We start from the raw sequence: 15440 nt of genomic DNA on the forward strand, positions 1-15440 counted from the left end.
CCTGCCCTGACCGGGCTTGCTGTGAAGAGGGGATTTTGTGTGCGTGTCGTCATTTGTAGATGAACCCCACTGACCCCTGATAGGGCGCGGCCTGAACCTGATCCTTGCGGCCATAGACCTTGTTGACGCGGTTCATGAAATACATGGCGGCGTCGTTTTCCGGATTGAAGTTATCGTCTGGCCGGGCGATCTGATTGCGGGCAACGGGCCGCACCAGATAGGGCGTTGCGATGATGACCAGTTCCGTTTCGTTGCGCAGGAAGTCCTTGCTGCGGAAAAGCGTGCCGAAAATCGGAATTTTCGACATGCCCGGAAGGCCGGACATGGCCTGGCGAACATTGTCCTGAACGAGACCTGCGATCACGATCGATCCCCCGAAGGAAGCTCGACCGTTGTAGAGGTTTCGCGCTTTCTGACCGACATGTAGGTCGAACCTGGGATGCCTCGCCCGTAGTTTCCGGTGACGACATTGCCTTCATAAGTCGGTTCGGACACGTTGGTTTCGATCTTGAGACTTATTCTCCCGGGTGAAAGGACTACAGGCTTGAAGTTCAATGTGATTCCGTAGTCGACCGTTTCAACCTCGCGTTTGACAACCGTGGTATTCGTATCCTTGTCGAGCGAAACGTCCTGTTCCGCAGCAATCCGGAAATCTCCCCCGACGTAAAATTTCGCCTGTTCGCCAGAAATCGCCGTCAGGCTCGGTTCCGCCAAAGTGCGCATGACACCTGCCTGCTCCATGGCATTGAGATAGGAGGCGAACCTGAGTGAGCCGGAGCCTATTGCACCACTGGCGATCCTGGATGCGGTGTCGATTGTATTTCCGAGATTGGAAGGATTTGCGAATTCGAAACCATTGTTGCTTGTTGAACTACTGATGGAGCCGTTGAAGCCGAGTTGCTTCAGCACCTGCCTGCTGACTTCGGCGACGGTGACCTTCAGCGTCACCTGATCTTCACCTTCGATCGTCAGCATGTTGACGATTTGCGATACCTGCCGACGCTCGGCAAAAATCGCCGCATCGCCACCATTGTCGCCGCCCGTCAGTGATATATTGCGGGTGGTGGCCTCGCCGCCTTTTAGAAAGGCGTCGGCAAGTTGAACGGCGCGTGCGGAGTCCTGCGGTGTGCGTACCGATCCCGTAAGAACGATGTTGTCCGAAACGATTTCCACCTTGATATCCGACTCTGGAATGAAACGGCGGATATTGGCTTCAAGCCCGGAGATGTCGCGCTCTACCTCCAGATCGATGCTGACGATTTCCCGGCCACCTTCACCAAAAATGAAGATATTGGTCTGTCCCACCGTTTTGCCGAAGAGATAGATACGTCTTGATGTGCGGGTCACGGCATCGGCAAGGCCCGGATCAGCAACAAGAATGTCGTGGGCATCTTCCGGCAGGTCGATGACGAGCGCCTTGTTCAAGCCGAGATTCAAGCGCTTGCGAATGCCTGCACCGCTTTCCGTGATCCGCACGACGCTCGCGCTTTGCGCCTCTGCTTCGCTGACGCGCAGAAACCCGGGGGAATGCTGGCCGGGAACACCTGAAAAGGTCAGGCAGAATGCGAGCCCACCCGCCATCGATGAACGCAGGCGTTGTTTTAGACGGTTCGTCATGAGCTCCCCGGTCATTGTGATGCTCCTTGACCGCTTTTCACGATCGAGCCGGATTTGATCACCTGAATTTCCGGTTGTCCGGAACCTCCATTCAGAAGATAGCCGGCCGAAAGCGTGTCGTTTTCCTGTGCGTCGGCGACGGAGCGCAAGGCGAGTGTGAGACGATCCGCCATCTGTTGCGCCACTGTAATGATCTTTGCCTGTTCAGGGGTCAGTTCGAGGGTAGCGGTTGCGCCAACCACCGCCGACGTTCCGTCCTCGCCTTCCTTGATCTGCTGATCGATCGCCAGGACACGAACATTGTTCAAAACATTTTCGGTCAAAAAGTTATTGTTGTCGCCCTTGCGGACCATGATCACATCGACCCGGTCGTTCGGCAGCACGAAACCGCCTGCGCCTGTCGAGACGGAAATCTCGGTGGCGACCGCACGTTTTCCGGCCGGCAAAAGGGAAGACATGATGCGGGTGCTGGAATCGACCACTTTTTCCGGCCGGATCGGTTCACCTTCAAAGAGAGGCAGACGCACGACCGCGCCGGTGAGTTCGGTGATGGCGTCGGGCCTTTTCGCTTCCGTTATGAAACTGTCGACCACATTGCCCTGCGGCCAGGGTGTCCAGCGTACTGAGCTATCGTTCAAGCGGCTGCCGACAGGCAGATTGACCGAGGAAACGAGAACGTTGACCGTCGGCTCTTTCTGGATGATCGTTTCTGCTTTTTCGATGACCTGTTTTGCGCCGGAAATTTGCATGGCGACAACGCCTGCAAGACCAGCGGCCACCAGAGCAACGGACAGAATGACGATACGCGACGGTTTCATGCTCGATCCTTGAGGGAATCAGATTCTTCTCCCGTCAGGATGGCGCGCGATTGGTATAATTATGGTTAATATTATGCTTGGATTTGTAGTTAACCGATGCTTAACGCTCAAGGTTACTCAAGAAAGGCTTGCAATGGCGGCCTTGACGAGCGGTGTTTCCCCATAGGTTAGAAGACCGGCTATCGCTATGCCGATACCGTAAGGGATTTTTTTGCCACCAGCAGGGAATCGGGCACGGGAATGCCGGCCGCCATGATTTCTCTTGAGCGTGTTCGCAAAAGAAGGATGCCGACCGTCAAAGCACCGCCGATAAAGGTCACCGCAAGTAGAAACTCGATGACGGAGATGTCGAAGCCATACCAGATCGCCGCGGCGGTCAAGAGTTTCGCATCTCCCCCGCCCATGACATTGGCTGCAAAGAGCGCAAAACAGGCGGCAAAAACTGCGGTGCCAGCGGCAAAACTAAGGGCAAAAGTTTGCCAGTCCATGCCTGAAACTGGTGCAACGATTATAAAGGAAAATAACAGGATGAGCGGTATCCTGTTGGGAATCGTCATGGTGAAGAGGTCGTTCAGCGCGGCGAAGCTGAGGCACAATGGAAGAATAAGGAATATCGCCGCTACTGTCATGATTTTTAGATCTACCTATGGTTACGGATTGTGTTGCGCCGACGGAAGCCGGCGCAACACAATCAAATCCAGTCGCAGCCTAAAGTTACGGGCTTTTCGCAACGTTCATGTAGCTGCCCAGGTTCGTGAACTGGGTGCTGAGGCTGGTGCCCAGGGTCTTGGCGCCGCCGATGATGGCGACAGAAATAAGGGCCGCAATCAGGCCATATTCAATTGCCGTGGCACCGGATTCATCCTTGAGGAAACGAGCGAAAATCTTGGTCATAGGGTCTCTCCTAACTTGTGTTGGTTCAGCACGCCGACAACTGTTCTCCGTTGTTCGGTTGGGTTCAAACTACAGCCGAGCGATTTCCAAGCGCTTAAAAAAAACGATTAACTCAAAGTAAACGGCAGGATGAGTTTCTCTTGGTAAATAAAAGCAAAAAGTATTGTCTGCATTTTTATATTTGCTGATAAACAAATATATTCAGGCGCTGACCATTTCTCTCTTTCGACAAAGCTTCCTTTGAAAGAGGCGCAGCTGTTCAGTTTTGGCGCGGGGCGAAGACACGTGAAAATATTAATACATTACGAATGGTTACCATCCTCGTTGCGGATTTCCGCCATTTAACGCTTCATTCACTAAAACCGCGCATTCTGTGGAACAATAAAGTGCGGGTAGTGAGCAAGGGCCAAACGCGTGTCATCCGGAAAACTGGCGAAAATTGTGGTCGGCTTGTCCGTCTTTCTATCGGGTTCGCTGCAGCCCGCTTTTGCTGAGGATGACATATTGCGCGTTTCGATGAATCACGCCCGTGTCCTTCGTCTCGACCGCGCCGTCAGCAAGGTTATCGTCGGCAACTCCAAAGTCGCCGATGCCACGGTTGCCGATGCCACCACGATTGTTCTGACAGGTCGCAGTTTCGGCACGACCAATCTCGTGCTTCTGGATGCCGATGGCAATCCAATCGTGGATGAACGCATTCTCGTCTCCATCGACGAGGGCAATACGGTGCGTGTTTTCCGCCAGACGGAGCGGACCGTTCTGTCCTGTACGCCGAATTGCGAACAGCATTCGCAAAATAGTGGCGACAAAGACGCTCAGCCATAACAGGCAAGGTCAATTGTATTCCAGACAGGACAACAGGCCTTCCGGCAAAAACGGAAGCGGCCTGTTCGCAGCTTTTCTGTAAGTGGAAAAGCCGAAAAAGCAACACGCTTCCCGGCGTTTACCGGTCGGCTATATGTTGCTGTTTTTTCGTCTAAGTTCTTGATCTGGCTAAGATCAAAAATGGAATGGTGCCCAGAAGAGGACTCGAACCTCCACACCCTTGCGAGTACCAGCACCTGAAGCTGGCGCGTCTACCAATTCCGCCATCTGGGCGACGGAGAGCGATGTACGAGGGCAGCCGCCCGGTGTCAACAGACTTTTTGAACTTTTATGACGATCATTGATTTTAAAGGGAAAAAACTTGGTTGGGGCTGTTGAAACATGTCGCCGGGTCAGGTGTCGAGCCCTTCATGCTTCGTTCTGTCCACATGACCGAGGTCGCGCTCCGGGTCGATGATGTCACGGATTCTCTGTTTGAGTTCTTTGGGGCCGGGAAAACCGCCATCGCGTTTGCGTTCCCATATGGTCGTGCCGTCCACGGTGATCTCGAACAGACCGCCGGTTGAGGGAACGAGGCTGACTTCGCCGACATCGGAAGCGAAGGTCTGCAGGATTTCCTGCGCCATCCAGCCTGCCCGAAGCAGCCAGTTGCATTGCGTGCAGTAGCAGATGGTTATGCGGGGTTTGGCCTCGGTCATCTTCAGGTCTCCTTCACCGCCCGGCGGCAATAATGTTCACGATAATGTCAACTATGATACTCATGTTTTTACCGGGCGTACGCTTGTTCTTATCATGCGGCTTTGCGAACAGAGAAGCTGTCGAAGGCTGAAACGTGGAGATCCTATGGCCCAGTTCGAGAATAATCGTCAGCGTCTTTTCGTTCCCGCGGTCGCCCCGCTTTATAATGCGACACACGATCTGGTGGAGACGATCCTGCGCGTCACGGCCGGGCTTCTTCTCGTCACCCATGGGTTCGGCAAGATCGTCAATCCTTTCGGTGCAGTCGGCATGGTGGAGAGCCTCGGCTTTTATCCCGGCGTCTTCTGGTCGCCGCTGCTTGCCGCCACGGAATTTTTCGGCGGCATTCTGGTCGCCATCGGCCTGTTCACACGGCCGGCATCCTTCGCGGCCATGATCGTTCTTTTGGTAACTGTTTATTTTCACGGCATCGTAAAGGCGGAAGGTCTGGGCGGCGCGGAAAAATCGATTCTGTGGGCCGCGATTTTCCTGTTCTTCGCCGTTCGCGGCGGCAACCGGCATTCCGCAGACGCCAAGCTGGCGCGTGAATTCTAAGGCGCATCAGATCAGGTCATCCGCCCGTTGTCGCACTGACGACGCCGTGGCTCTTGAAAATCGATTTTTCTCGTGGTGAAGCTGGATTCGATCGGCACTCTTGGCCGGTTGAATCCATTGTCGTCTCCACGAGGTCCTATGCGCGTCGCAATCATAGAAAACATGGCGGGTACGCCGCACGGGCAGCTCGGCGTAGCGCTGGAAGAAGCGGCGGCGGAAATCCATGTCATCCGCGCCTATGCGGGTGAGCCTCTCCCCACCGATGCCGCCGACCATGATGCGCTCATCGTTCTGGGCGGCGAACAGAACGCGCTCGACGATGCGTTTTATCCCTATCTTGCCGATCTCGCCCTTCTCATGAAAGCCTTTGGCGATGCTGGTAAAGCGGTCATGGGTGTGTGCCTCGGCAGCCAGTTGCTGGCGCGCGCCTATGGGGGAGAGAATATTCTCTCGGGGCCGCCGGAATTCGGCTGGCAGGATGTATCCCTGACGGAAGAGGGCGTGTCCGATCCGCTATTGGCCGGGCTGGAAAAGACATTCCCGATTTTTCAGTGGCATTGCGATACATTTACGCTTCCGCCGGACGCCACGCGCCTTGCGACCAATGGCGCGACACGAAATCAGGCCTTTCGCATCGGCCGTGCGGTCTATGGCACGCAATTCCATTTCGAGGCCTCCACCGCCGTGGTTGACGGCTGGTGTCAGGCGTTTCCTGCTTCCGTCGAAAGAATGTCGCCGGGCTGGCTGGAGAATTATCGTGACCATCGTGGCTTGCGTGCAGAAATGGCCGATGCAGCCGGGCTGGAAATCGCTCGAGCCTGGGTACGGCTCATCCAGATCGGCGATTTTCCGTTGCGAAAGTGATCGAGGCCGAACAGAGTTGCGGCTGAAAGACGACCGCGCGAAAGGAGGCGCAAAGATCATGTACAAATTCGAAATCTATCAGGACAAGGCTGGCGAATACCGTTTCCGCTTCAAGGCATCCAACGGGGAAACAATGTTCTCGTCGGAAGGATACCAGCAGAAGGCGTCGGCTATTCATGCGATCGAATCGATCAAGAGAAATGCCCCCGGTGCCGACACTGTCGATCTGACCGCCATGACGGCCTGAGCCGCGCCGCCGCGCGAGAACTCGAACCGTTTCGCCTGCCAGAAATGACGGGCGCATCGGCGGGTGCCGACGTAAAGATAAGATTCAGTCTTTTTTGATAATCTTCCGTTAGCATTTGTATTTCGAGGTCTCCGGGCGGCATCAGAGTGCCCCCGATTTGTTTTGCGTACGGGTTCTCATGCGTTCATCGGCTGTGCCAGCACTTTTCTTCGGTTGCTTCCTGCTTGGAGGCTGCACGTCCAGTTCCGGGCCGGAAAGCCTGATGGCCGGTTTGCCCTCGAAGGAAACGACGAGTTCGGTCACGCCATCCGCACCGGTGCCGCAGGCAGGCGTCGGCACCCAGGCCATCGCCGCCCAGCCACGGCAGGAAGTTCTGGCATGGGGCGGGCCGGTGCCTGACGAACCCAAGGCCTTTTCCGCCGTCACCCCCAGGGCGTCGTTAACGCAGAATGCACCTGAAATCCGTTTGCCGGTTCCGTCACAGGCGGCGGGAATGGTGCGGCCGGCGGAGCGCCCGACGATCAACCAGATGGAGCGTCCGGTACAGTTGGCCATGGCTGCGGCCCCGGCGGCGAGCGCCGGTGCGCAGATTCGCTCGCGCATTTTCCGCTCCAGCTTCAGCGATGCCAAGCCAATCAATTTCGGCAGGGTTCAGCCGCGTCATTTCCAGGTCCACGGGGTGGATGTATCCCGCTGGCAGGCCAATATAAACTGGCCGCAGCTGCGCACGCGCGGCGCCAATTTCGCCTTCATCAAGGCGACGGATGGCGGCGATCATCTCGATCCGATGTTCCGTACCAACTGGCAGCGCGCCAAGGAAGCGGGCATTCGCCGCGGCGCTTACCACTTCTTCTACTGGTGCCGCAACGCCAGCGAACAGGCGGACTGGTTCATTCGCAATGTACCGCGCGATCCTGACGCGCTGCCGCCGGTGATCGACGTGGAATATAACGGCGAATCGAGCTGCAAGATGCGCCATTCCCGTGAACGCGTTCTGGAAAAGATGCGCGTCTTCATGGACAAGCTCGAACGCCATTATGGCCAGCGGCCGATCATTTATACGGCGCCCGATTTTTACAAGGACAACCTCCAGGGCGAATTCCAGGATTATCCCTTCTGGCTGCGTGCGGTCGCCCAGCATCCGTCGGTGGTTTATCCCGGCCGCAAGTGGCTGTTCTGGCAATATTCCGGTTCCGGCCTGTCACACGGCGTCGATGGCCGCATCGATCTCAATGTCTTCAACGGCAGCGAGGATGCATGGCATCGCTGGGTGGACCGCCGTTCGAGCTGACGATGGCGGCCGTCAGCGCGCGAATTTTCGCGCGCCTGCAACACAGAGCACTACGATAAGCGTAACGGCGATCATGGCCCGGCTCACCTCCTCATGCAGCAGGGTCGCGGCAAGTGCCAGCCCGAAGAAGGGCTGAAGCAGTTGCAGCTGGCCAACGGCTGCGATGCCGCCAAGCGCCAGTCCGCGATACCAGAATATGAAGCCGATCAGCATGCTGAACAGGGAAACATAAGCAAGGCCGGCCCAGGCCCGCGGGTCGATGCCGGCAAGCGTTTCCGGCCCAGTGAAGAAAGCAAGCGGCAGCATGACCGGCAGGGAAAGAACCAGCGCCCAGGAAATGACCTGCCAGCCACCCAGCTTGCGGGAAAGGGCGGCACCCTCCGCATAGCCGAGCCCGCAGACGATGATTGCGCCGAGCATCAGAAGATCGCCGGCAAGCGAGGCCTCGATCCCGGCGGCAAACGAATTCGACAGGGAAAACCCTGCCACAAGCGCGCTTCCAAGACAGGAAAAGAACCAGAACACCGGGCGCGGGCGTTCCCCGCCGCGCAGCACGGCGAAGATTGCTGTTGCGAGCGGTAAGAGCCCCACGAAAACGATGGAATGCGCCGAGGTGACATGCCGCAGGGCGAGCGCGGTCAATAGCGGGAAGCCCACCACGACACCGAGCGAGACGATGAAAAGCGATGTCAGGTCATGGCGCGCCGGGCGCCTTTGCCTGAACAGAAGCAGCAGCGCCAGCGCCAGCAGGCCGGCAATGCTGGCTCGGGCGACGGTCAGGAACACCGGATCGAAACCCGTTACCGCAATGCGTGTCGCGGGCAGCGAACCGCTGAATATCACCACACCTGTCAGGCCGCTCAGCCAGCCGCTCGCCGTCTTGTCCATCGTCAACTCCTGCGTTTTGCCTTTCTTGATCCCGAATGGCTGGCAGGAACAGCGACAATCATATACAATTTCGACAAACTGTTATGGTGTCATAAGCGGGTACAGTTGGAGGAAAATGTGGACGGACAGGTCGCTGCGGGCACGCGCATAGAAAAGGTGATGGCAAGTGTGCGGCAACGCATCGCATCGCGCAGCCTCGTGCCGGGCGCGCGCCTGCCGTCGGTCAGGGCGCTGGCGAAGACCATGCAGGTTTCCACCTCCACCGTCGTCGAGGCCTACGATCGGCTCGTGGCGGATGGTACGATAAGCTCGCGGCCCGGCTCCGGGTTTTTCGTTTCGGGCCCGCTTGCGCCCCTGTCGCTCGCCGATATCGAGCCGCAGCTCGATAGGGCGGTGGATCCCTTATGGGTCTCGCGGCAGGCGCTGGATGAAGGTTCCGTTCTCGCCAAACCCGGCTGCGGCTGGCTTCCCGCATCGTGGATGCCGCAGGAGGTGTTGAGGCGGGCGATGCGCGGGCTTGCCCGCGCCGACGCCGCTCTGCTGACGGATTATGGCAGCCCGATGGGGCTGCTGCCGCTGCGCCAGCTTCTGTCGCGCCGGCTGGCCGAACATGGGGTGCAGGCGGGCGCCAGCCAGATCATGCTCACCGATTCCGGTACGCAGGCGATCGATCTTCTGTGCCGTTTCCTGCTGCAGCCGGGCGATACGGTGATTGTCGATGATCCCTGTTATTTCAATTTCCACGCCCTCTTGCGGGCGCATCGGGTGAAGATCATCGGTGTTCCCTATACGCCGACCGGACCGGATCTGGCACTTTTCGAGCAGGCGCTGAAAGATCATCAGCCCCGGCTTTATATCACCAATTCCGCAATCCATAATCCGACAGGTGCAAGGCTTTCCGCCGTTTCCGCCCATCGCCTGCTGATACTCGCCGAGCAGGTGGGACTGACCATCATCGAGGATGATATTTTTGCCGATTTCGAAACCCAGGCCGCGCCCCGGCTGGCGGCCTTCGATGGTCTGAACCGCGTCGTCCAGATAGGAAGTTTTTCAAAAACACTGTCGGCCTCCGTGCGGTGCGGTTTCATCGCAGCACCCATGGCTTGGGTGGAGGCCCTGACCGATCTCAAGATCGCCACCACTTTTGGCGGAACGCATTTTTCGGCAGCGCTGATCCTCTCGCTTTTGACCGATGGCAGTTACCGCAAGCATGTCGAGGCGCTGAGGCAGCGTCTTGCGGCAACGATGCCAGAGGTCGCGGCGCGTCTGAGGTCGGTCGGATGTGCGCCGTGGATCGAACCGCAGGCGGGCATGTTTTTATGGTGCCGCCTGCCGGATGGGGTTGATGCCGCCGATGTAGCGCGTCGCGCGCTTTCGCGGCAGGTGGTGCTGGCCCCCGGCAATGTGTTCAGTTCCTCGCAGAACGCCTCCGGTTTCATGCGTTTCAATGTGTCGCAAATGGCAGGTCCGCAGGTCATGACGGTGCTGGCGGAGGCGCTTCAGAAAACGCCCGAACCTCGTCGGTTATAAGCGTTCTGGAAGGAATCGGAACAAAATCCCGTGAACGTCGTTTTCTCCGCAGAATGAAGAGGAGGAAACACCATGACTTTCGATCCCAACAACCCGCGTCCGGACCGCGATCTTCGTCCGGAAGTGAATATCAGTAATGAACCGCGTGCCCGCACGTCGTCGTCCTGGGTGCCGTGGTTGGCGATCATCGTCGTCGTATTGGTGGGCGTTTTCGCCTGGTCGCAGATGAGCGGCCCCACCACCGATCCGGCCACGACATCCTCCACCACGCCGCCTGCGGCAACGGATCAGGCACCGGCGCCCATGGCTCCGACCGCTCCGGCAACACCGCCTGCGAACAACACCGCACCGGCAAGCCCGAATACGGGCGGCACGCAGACCCAGCCGTAACTGGCTTACTGATATGATAAAACCGCCTGCCTCCGGGCAGGCGGTTTTTCTTTGCGGCCCTTATCCGCGCCCTAAAGCTGCTCCATCGCGGAAGGGTGGTTGGAAACGCTGGACCAGCGGCTGATGGACTCCTGTGCCAGCTGCGAAAGGGCAATGCTTCCGAAGCGGGACAGCAGAATGTTTTCCGCCTCTTTCATGGCGTCGAAAAGGGCTGCATTGACGGCCTGTTCGATGACACAGTTCGGGTTGTCGCCCGCCAGCCCGATCGAGAACAGTTCCGGCGCGCCAAGCGCCCGGTAAATATCGAGCAGCGTGATCTCGTTGAGCGGCCGCGCCAGCACCCACCCGCCGCCATGGCCTTTTTCCGACGAGACATAACCATGCTCGCGCAAGCCGGCCATTGTCCTGCGCACCACCACCGGGTTGGTCTGAAGCATCGCCGCGATGCTCTCCGATGTCGCCGCAGCCTTATGATTTTCCATATGGATCAAAATATGCAGCACCCGTGAAAGGCGCGTGTCGTGTCTCATTGTCCAAACCCGTCCGTTTACACCGACGCTATCACTTTTGAGGTGATGTAACAATATAAGTTGCGTGACTATTGACTCCGAAAATCACGTAACAATATAAGTATCGTGAAATGAACGGGCACTTCCGCCTCTTTCCTGAAACGATGGGTGCATCATGAAATTCGACGTCATCATTATCGGCGGCAGCTACGCCGGCCTCTCGGCCGCCCTGCAGCTTGGACGCGCCAGAAAAAACATTCTGGTGGTGGACGCCGGTGAACGGAGAAACCGTTTCGCCAGCCACTCCCACGGTTTTCTCGGCCAGGATGGCAAGGCGCCGGGTGAAATTATCGCCGAGGCGCGCCGCCAGATCGAACGTTATCCGACCATAGATTGGGCTGAGGGCAGGGTGACCGATGCCGAAGGCTCTTTCGGCGATTTTGTAATCGAGATCGATGGCAAACGCCGTGAGACAGCGAACCGGCTGATCCTCGCCATGGGCGTCGCCGATGAATTGCCTGCTATTGCCGGGCTGAAAGAGCGTTGGGGCTCTTCGGTCTTCCATTGCCCCTATTGCCATGGTTACGAGCTCAATCAGGGAAAGATAGGCGTCATCGCCGCTTCACCTTTGGCCATTCATCACGCATTGATGCTGCCCGACTGGGGCGAGACGACCTTTTTCACCAATGGCGTATTCGAGCCGGATGGGGATCAGCAAGCATTGTTGTCGGACCGGGGTGTGCGGGTGGAAACAACCCGCATCCGGGAAATTACGGGGCATGCGGATGTCGTTCTGGCGGATGGACGCAGCATCGCATTGGCCGGCCTTTTCACCCAGCCGAAGTTGCGTATCGCCTCGAACTGGCTGGAAAAACTTGGCTGCGCCGTGGAGGAGGGGCCGATGGGATCGACCATCGCGACAGATCCCATGAAACAGACCACCGCCCGCGGCATCTTCGCCTGCGGCGATGCGGCAAGGCCTGCCGGCTCGGTCGCCCTTTCGGTGGGAGACGGCGCCATGGCGGGTGCTGCGGCTCACCGGTCGATCCTGTTTCCGGAATGATCAATGCGAAACAAGGTTGAGCCAGCGGCCCGGCGGCATGCCGAAGGCATTTTTGAAATGTCGGGTAAAATGCGCCTGATCCGCAAAACCGCAGGCAAATGCCGTTTCCGCAAGGCCCGCACCCGCACGCATCATGTCCTTGCATTTTTGCAGTCGGCGCATAATGAGATAACGGTGCGGGCTGGTGCCGAACAGGAAGCGAAAGTGCCGAAAGAGCGTGAAGCGGTCGAGCCCGCTTATCCGTTCCAGCTCTTCAGAGCCGACGGTGTCGGCGCTATTCTCCAGCAGATAGTCCCGGCACCGTAAAACGGCGATACGGTCGATCCGTTTGATGCTTCTGGCGCTTCCGTTTGAATGTTTCCAGAGCAAATCCGCCAGTCTCGACTGCCAGTCGGTGAGAAGCAGATTGTCCGGCTCGCCTTCCAGATTGCCAAGCGCCTCGATGAGGCATTGCCGGAATTCCTCATCTTCTATGACGGGATTCTGGGCGAAGGGCAGCGCATTATATCCCGCCTCAGTCGTTTTTTCGGGCGGAAGATAAAGCATACGGTAGCGCAGGCCTTCATCGGTGCCTGCGCCGCCATCGTGAACTTCGTCCGGATGCAGCACGATTACCTTCCCGGGCGTGCTGAAATGCGATTTCCCCCGATAGGAAAAGGTCTGGACGCCGGAAAGCGTGACACCCAGCGCATAAGTATCATGGCGGTGCGGCGCATAGGCGTTGCCATGAAAGCGCGCTTCGATGCGTTCTATGCCTTCACTGGAGGGCGCCTGCACGATCCCTTCGAATTTGCACGAACGTTCAAGATCGCCGACGCCCCGAGGCGCTAGGATCGCTTCTCTTTCGTAACCACAGCCAGATTGAGTTCGCATGTTTGATACCAAGATCGCCGTCATCCTTCGTGATGACCTTGCCGTGTGGCAAAAACTGAACGTTACCGCATTTCTCATGTCCGGGATCGTCGCCCAGACCAAGGAGATCATTGGAGAACCATACCGCGACGGGGCGGGCAACGTCTATAATCCCCTGTCCATCCAGCCGATTGTCGTCATGGCCACGGATCAGGAGGCGTTGCGCAAAATCCACCAGCGATCCCTCGAGCGCGACGTCACGACATCGCTTTATATCGAGGAAATGTTCGCCACCGGGCACGATGTCGCCAATCGCCAGGTATTTTCGGAGTTTTCACCGGAGAATGCCAAGGTGGTCGGCATGGCGCTGAGGGCCGACAGGAAGATCGTCGACAAGATCACCAAGGGCGCGAAGCTGCACGCGTGACAGAAGCCTAAACGCAAAAGGGAGGCTAGGGGCCTCCCTTCGATAGCGATGGCAATATGATTTTGCCGCTTATTCGTCGTTCATCTTCAGCGCAGCGATGAAGGCTTCCTGCGGAATTTCCACCTTGCCGAACTGGCGCATGCGCTTCTTGCCTTCCTTCTGCTTGTCCAGAAGCTTGCGTTTGCGCGTCGCGTCGCCGCCGTAGCACTTCGCCGTCACGTCCTTGCGCAGCGCGCGCACGGTTTCGCGGGCGATGACCTTGCCGCCAATGGCCGCCTGAATCGGGATCTGGAACATGTGCGGCGGAATGAGTTCCTTCAGCTTTTCGCACATGCCGCGCCCGCGTCGGTCGGCCGCCGAGCGGTGCACCAGCATGGAGAGCGCATCCACCGGATCACCATTAACGAGGATCGACATCTTGACGAGATCGCCTTCGCGGTAATCGATGATGTTGTAATCGAAGGAGGCGTAACCCTTGGAGATGGATTTCAGGCGGTCGTAGAAATCGAACACCACTTCGTTGAGCGGCAACTCATAGGTGATCATCGCACGGTTGCCGACATAGGTCAGCTCCGTCTGCAGGCCGCGCCGGTCCTGACAGAGTTTCAGAATGCCGCCGAGATATTCGTCCGGCGTCATGATCGTCGCCTTGATCCACGGCTCGCGGATTTCCTTGATCTTCACAACGTCGGGCATGTCGGCCGGGTTGTGCAGTTCCTTCTCCGTGCCATCCGTCAGCGTCATTTCATAAACGACCGAAGGTGCGGTGGCGACGAGATCGAGATTGAACTCGCGCTCGAGGCGTTCCTGAATGATTTCGAGATGCAGCAGGCCGAGGAAGCCGCAGCGGAAACCGAAGCCGAGAGCAGCGGAAGATTCCATTTCAAAGGAGAAGGAAGCGTCGTTGAGACGAAGCTTGCCCACCGCCGCGCGCAGGTCTTCGAAGTCGGCCGCATCGACCGGGAACAGGCCGCAGAAAACCACCGGCTGCGCGGGCTTGAAACCGGGCAGGGCCTGCGCCGTCGGGCGCTTGTCGTCGGTGATGGTATCGCCAACACGGGTATCGGCGACTTCCTTGATCGAGGCGGTGATGAAGCCGATCTCGCCGGGGCCGAGGCTGTCGACATTGACCATCTTCGGGGTCAGCACGCCGACGCGCTCGATGCCGTATTTCGCGCCCGAGCCCATCATGCGGATCTGCTGGCCCTTGCTCAGCACGCCATCGATGACGCGCACCAGAACCATGACGCCGAGATAGGTGTCATACCAGCTATCGACCAGCAGCGCCTTCAGCGGTCCGTTTTCGCCGACTTCGCTCTTCGGCGGCGGCAGACGGTGGACGATGGCCTCCAGCACATCGGGAATGCCAAGACCGGTCTTGGCCGAAATCATCACGGCGTCGGAGGCGTCGATGCCGATCACTTCCTCGATCTGTTCCTTGATGCGGTCGGGTTCGGCCGCCGGCAGGTCGATCTTGTTGAGCACCGTCACCAGCTCGTGATTGTTGTCGATGGCCTGATAGACGTTGGCGAGCGTCTGGGCTTCCACGCCCTGCGATGCATCGACCACCAGCAGCGAACCTTCGCAGGCCGAAAGCGAGCGGGACACTTCGTAGGCGAAGTCGACGTGACCGGGCGTGTCGATGAGGTTCAGCACATAGGTCTCGCCGTTATTCGCCTTGTAGTGCAGGCGCACGGTCTGGGCCTTGATGGTGATGCCGCGCTCGCGCTCGATATCCATCGAATCGAGAACCTGCTCCGACATGTCGCGTTCGGCAAGGCCGCCCGTCGACTGGATCAACCGGTCGGCCAGCGTCGATTTGCCGTGATCGATGTGGGCAACGATCGAGAAGTTGCGGATATGGTCCAGGGGCGTGCGGGTCGAATTTGTGCTCATGTCCCGCGCTATAGCAGGGGCTTGTCACACCGCAAA

At 58.1% G+C, this 15440-nt stretch carries 16 protein-coding genes, 1 tRNA gene and 2 pseudogenes; 9 read left to right on the top strand and 10 right to left on the bottom strand.

Translation table 11 applies throughout. From position 1 onward, the window contains the following. Nucleotides 1-49: 49 nt before the first annotated feature. The 4 genes and pseudogenes from O3W47_RS17050 to O3W47_RS17065 all read right to left on the bottom strand — a co-directional run bounded on the left by O3W47_RS17050 (nt 50) and on the right by O3W47_RS17065 (nt 3329). Nucleotides 50-1632, bottom strand: a pseudogene (locus tag O3W47_RS17050) (type II and III secretion system protein family protein). Further along, on the bottom strand, nt 1629-2435 hold the full coding sequence (gene cpaB / locus O3W47_RS17055; protein ID WP_127756704.1) for a Flp pilus assembly protein CpaB: 807 nt from the start codon (nt 2433-2435) through the stop codon (nt 1629-1631). Before cpaB ends, O3W47_RS17050 begins: the two are co-directional and overlap by 4 nt. Nucleotides 2436-2552: 117 nt before the next feature. Next, nucleotides 2553-3064, bottom strand: a pseudogene (locus O3W47_RS17060) (A24 family peptidase). Nucleotides 3065-3149: 85 nt separating this feature from the next. Further along, nucleotides 3150-3329, bottom strand: coding sequence for a Flp family type IVb pilin (locus O3W47_RS17065; protein ID WP_127756706.1), 180 nt, complete (start codon nt 3327-3329; stop codon nt 3150-3152). Between the two features lie 414 nt (nt 3330-3743). Between O3W47_RS17065 and O3W47_RS17070 the strand changes: the two genes are divergently transcribed. Further along, nucleotides 3744-4154 (top strand): pilus assembly protein N-terminal domain-containing protein, encoded by a 411-nt coding sequence (locus O3W47_RS17070; RefSeq protein ID WP_020812471.1) that lies wholly within the window; start codon nt 3744-3746, stop codon nt 4152-4154. Between the two features lie 186 nt (nt 4155-4340). On the opposite strand, the gene O3W47_RS17075 is transcribed toward O3W47_RS17070, so the two are convergent. Both O3W47_RS17075 and O3W47_RS17080 read right to left on the bottom strand, forming a co-directional pair. Continuing rightward, nucleotides 4341-4427, bottom strand: a tRNA-Leu gene (locus O3W47_RS17075). 119 nt (nt 4428-4546) lie between these two features. Then, nucleotides 4547-4852, bottom strand: a complete 306-nt coding sequence (locus O3W47_RS17080; RefSeq protein WP_137452494.1) for a SelT/SelW/SelH family protein — start codon at nt 4850-4852, stop codon at nt 4547-4549. Nucleotides 4853-4997: 145 nt separating this feature from the next. Between O3W47_RS17080 and O3W47_RS17085 the strand changes: the two genes are divergently transcribed. The 4 genes from O3W47_RS17085 (at nt 4998) to O3W47_RS17100 (ending at nt 7849) form a co-directional block, all read left to right on the top strand. Next, a complete protein-coding gene (locus O3W47_RS17085; protein WP_003524478.1) occupies nt 4998-5447 on the top strand; it encodes a DoxX family protein in 450 nt (149 codons plus the stop codon). 138 nt (nt 5448-5585) lie between these two features. Continuing rightward, on the top strand, nt 5586-6311 hold the full coding sequence (locus O3W47_RS17090; RefSeq protein WP_170985789.1) for a type 1 glutamine amidotransferase: 726 nt from the start codon (nt 5586-5588) through the stop codon (nt 6309-6311). A 58-nt stretch (nt 6312-6369) separates the two neighbouring features. Continuing rightward, nucleotides 6370-6558 carry a YegP family protein gene (locus tag O3W47_RS17095; protein ID WP_080818849.1) on the top strand — a complete coding sequence of 63 codons (189 nt, stop codon included), beginning with the start codon at nt 6370-6372 and terminating at the stop codon, nt 6556-6558. A gap of 178 nt (nt 6559-6736) precedes the next feature. Next, nucleotides 6737-7849, top strand: a complete 1113-nt coding sequence (locus O3W47_RS17100) for a glycoside hydrolase family 25 protein (protein WP_035240397.1) — start codon at nt 6737-6739, stop codon at nt 7847-7849. Nucleotides 7850-7861: 12 nt separating this feature from the next. On the opposite strand, the gene O3W47_RS17105 is transcribed toward O3W47_RS17100, so the two are convergent. Further along, nucleotides 7862-8737 (bottom strand): DMT family transporter, encoded by an 876-nt coding sequence (locus tag O3W47_RS17105; protein ID WP_269314212.1) that lies wholly within the window; start codon nt 8735-8737, stop codon nt 7862-7864. 117 nt (nt 8738-8854) lie between these two features. Here O3W47_RS17105 and O3W47_RS17110 point away from each other — a divergent pair, with 117 nt between their 5' ends. Both O3W47_RS17110 and O3W47_RS17115 read left to right on the top strand, forming a co-directional pair. Continuing rightward, a complete protein-coding gene (locus O3W47_RS17110; protein WP_269314213.1) occupies nt 8855-10267 on the top strand; it encodes an aminotransferase-like domain-containing protein in 1413 nt (470 codons plus the stop codon). Nucleotides 10268-10339: 72 nt separating this feature from the next. Then, nucleotides 10340-10657, top strand: coding sequence for a hypothetical protein (locus tag O3W47_RS17115; RefSeq protein WP_003524488.1), 318 nt, complete (start codon nt 10340-10342; stop codon nt 10655-10657). 71 nt (nt 10658-10728) lie between these two features. Here O3W47_RS17115 and O3W47_RS17120 read toward each other — a convergent pair whose 3' ends face one another. Beyond that, nucleotides 10729-11187, bottom strand: a complete 459-nt coding sequence (locus O3W47_RS17120) for an Rrf2 family transcriptional regulator (RefSeq protein WP_137452491.1) — start codon at nt 11185-11187, stop codon at nt 10729-10731. Nucleotides 11188-11341: 154 nt separating this feature from the next. Between O3W47_RS17120 and O3W47_RS17125 the strand changes: the two genes are divergently transcribed. Then, entirely contained in the window at nt 11342-12229 is an 888-nt protein-coding gene (locus tag O3W47_RS17125) for an NAD(P)/FAD-dependent oxidoreductase (RefSeq protein WP_080818235.1), read from the top strand. Here the strand turns inward: O3W47_RS17125 and O3W47_RS17130 are convergent, their stop codons facing one another. Beyond that, nucleotides 12230-13006 carry an AraC family transcriptional regulator gene (locus O3W47_RS17130; protein WP_269314214.1) on the bottom strand — a complete coding sequence of 259 codons (777 nt, stop codon included), beginning with the start codon at nt 13004-13006 and terminating at the stop codon, nt 12230-12232. It lies immediately after the preceding gene. 94 nt (nt 13007-13100) lie between these two features. Here O3W47_RS17130 and O3W47_RS17135 point away from each other — a divergent pair, with 94 nt between their 5' ends. Then, nucleotides 13101-13508: a DUF2000 family protein gene (locus tag O3W47_RS17135; protein ID WP_078051400.1), complete on the top strand. Its 408-nt coding sequence runs from the start codon at nt 13101-13103 to the stop codon at nt 13506-13508. 69 nt (nt 13509-13577) lie between these two features. On the opposite strand, the gene lepA is transcribed toward O3W47_RS17135, so the two are convergent. After that, on the bottom strand, nt 13578-15416 hold the full coding sequence (lepA, locus tag O3W47_RS17140) for a translation elongation factor 4 (RefSeq protein WP_035240402.1): 1839 nt from the start codon (nt 15414-15416) through the stop codon (nt 13578-13580). Nucleotides 15417-15440 lie beyond the last annotated feature (24 nt).

This window comes from Agrobacterium sp. LMR679, assembly GCF_027157905.1.
Classification (GTDB): domain Bacteria; phylum Pseudomonadota; class Alphaproteobacteria; order Rhizobiales; family Rhizobiaceae; genus Agrobacterium; species Agrobacterium leguminum.

Bases quoted from the DNA above. Each gene is read 5' to 3' on its own strand.
- cpaB (WP_127756704.1), bottom strand. From the start codon at position 2,435: ATGAAACCGTCGCGTATCGTCATTCTGTCCGTTGCTCTGGTGGCCGCT.
- O3W47_RS17065 (WP_127756706.1), bottom strand. From the start codon at position 3,329: ATGACCAAGATTTTCGCTCGTTTCCTCAAGGATGAATCCGGTGCCACG.
- O3W47_RS17080 (WP_137452494.1), bottom strand. From the start codon at position 4,852: ATGACCGAGGCCAAACCCCGCATAACCATCTGCTACTGCACGCAATGC.
- O3W47_RS17085 (WP_003524478.1), top strand. From the start codon at position 4,998: ATGGCCCAGTTCGAGAATAATCGTCAGCGTCTTTTCGTTCCCGCGGTC.
- O3W47_RS17090 (WP_170985789.1), top strand. From the start codon at position 5,586: ATGCGCGTCGCAATCATAGAAAACATGGCGGGTACGCCGCACGGGCAG.
- O3W47_RS17095 (WP_080818849.1), top strand. From the start codon at position 6,370: ATGTACAAATTCGAAATCTATCAGGACAAGGCTGGCGAATACCGTTTC.
- O3W47_RS17100 (WP_035240397.1), top strand. From the start codon at position 6,737: ATGCGTTCATCGGCTGTGCCAGCACTTTTCTTCGGTTGCTTCCTGCTT.
- O3W47_RS17105 (WP_269314212.1), bottom strand. From the start codon at position 8,737: ATGGACAAGACGGCGAGCGGCTGGCTGAGCGGCCTGACAGGTGTGGTG.
- O3W47_RS17115 (WP_003524488.1), top strand. From the start codon at position 10,340: ATGACTTTCGATCCCAACAACCCGCGTCCGGACCGCGATCTTCGTCCG.
- O3W47_RS17120 (WP_137452491.1), bottom strand. From the start codon at position 11,187: ATGAGACACGACACGCGCCTTTCACGGGTGCTGCATATTTTGATCCAT.
- O3W47_RS17125 (WP_080818235.1), top strand. From the start codon at position 11,342: ATGAAATTCGACGTCATCATTATCGGCGGCAGCTACGCCGGCCTCTCG.
- O3W47_RS17135 (WP_078051400.1), top strand. From the start codon at position 13,101: ATGTTTGATACCAAGATCGCCGTCATCCTTCGTGATGACCTTGCCGTG.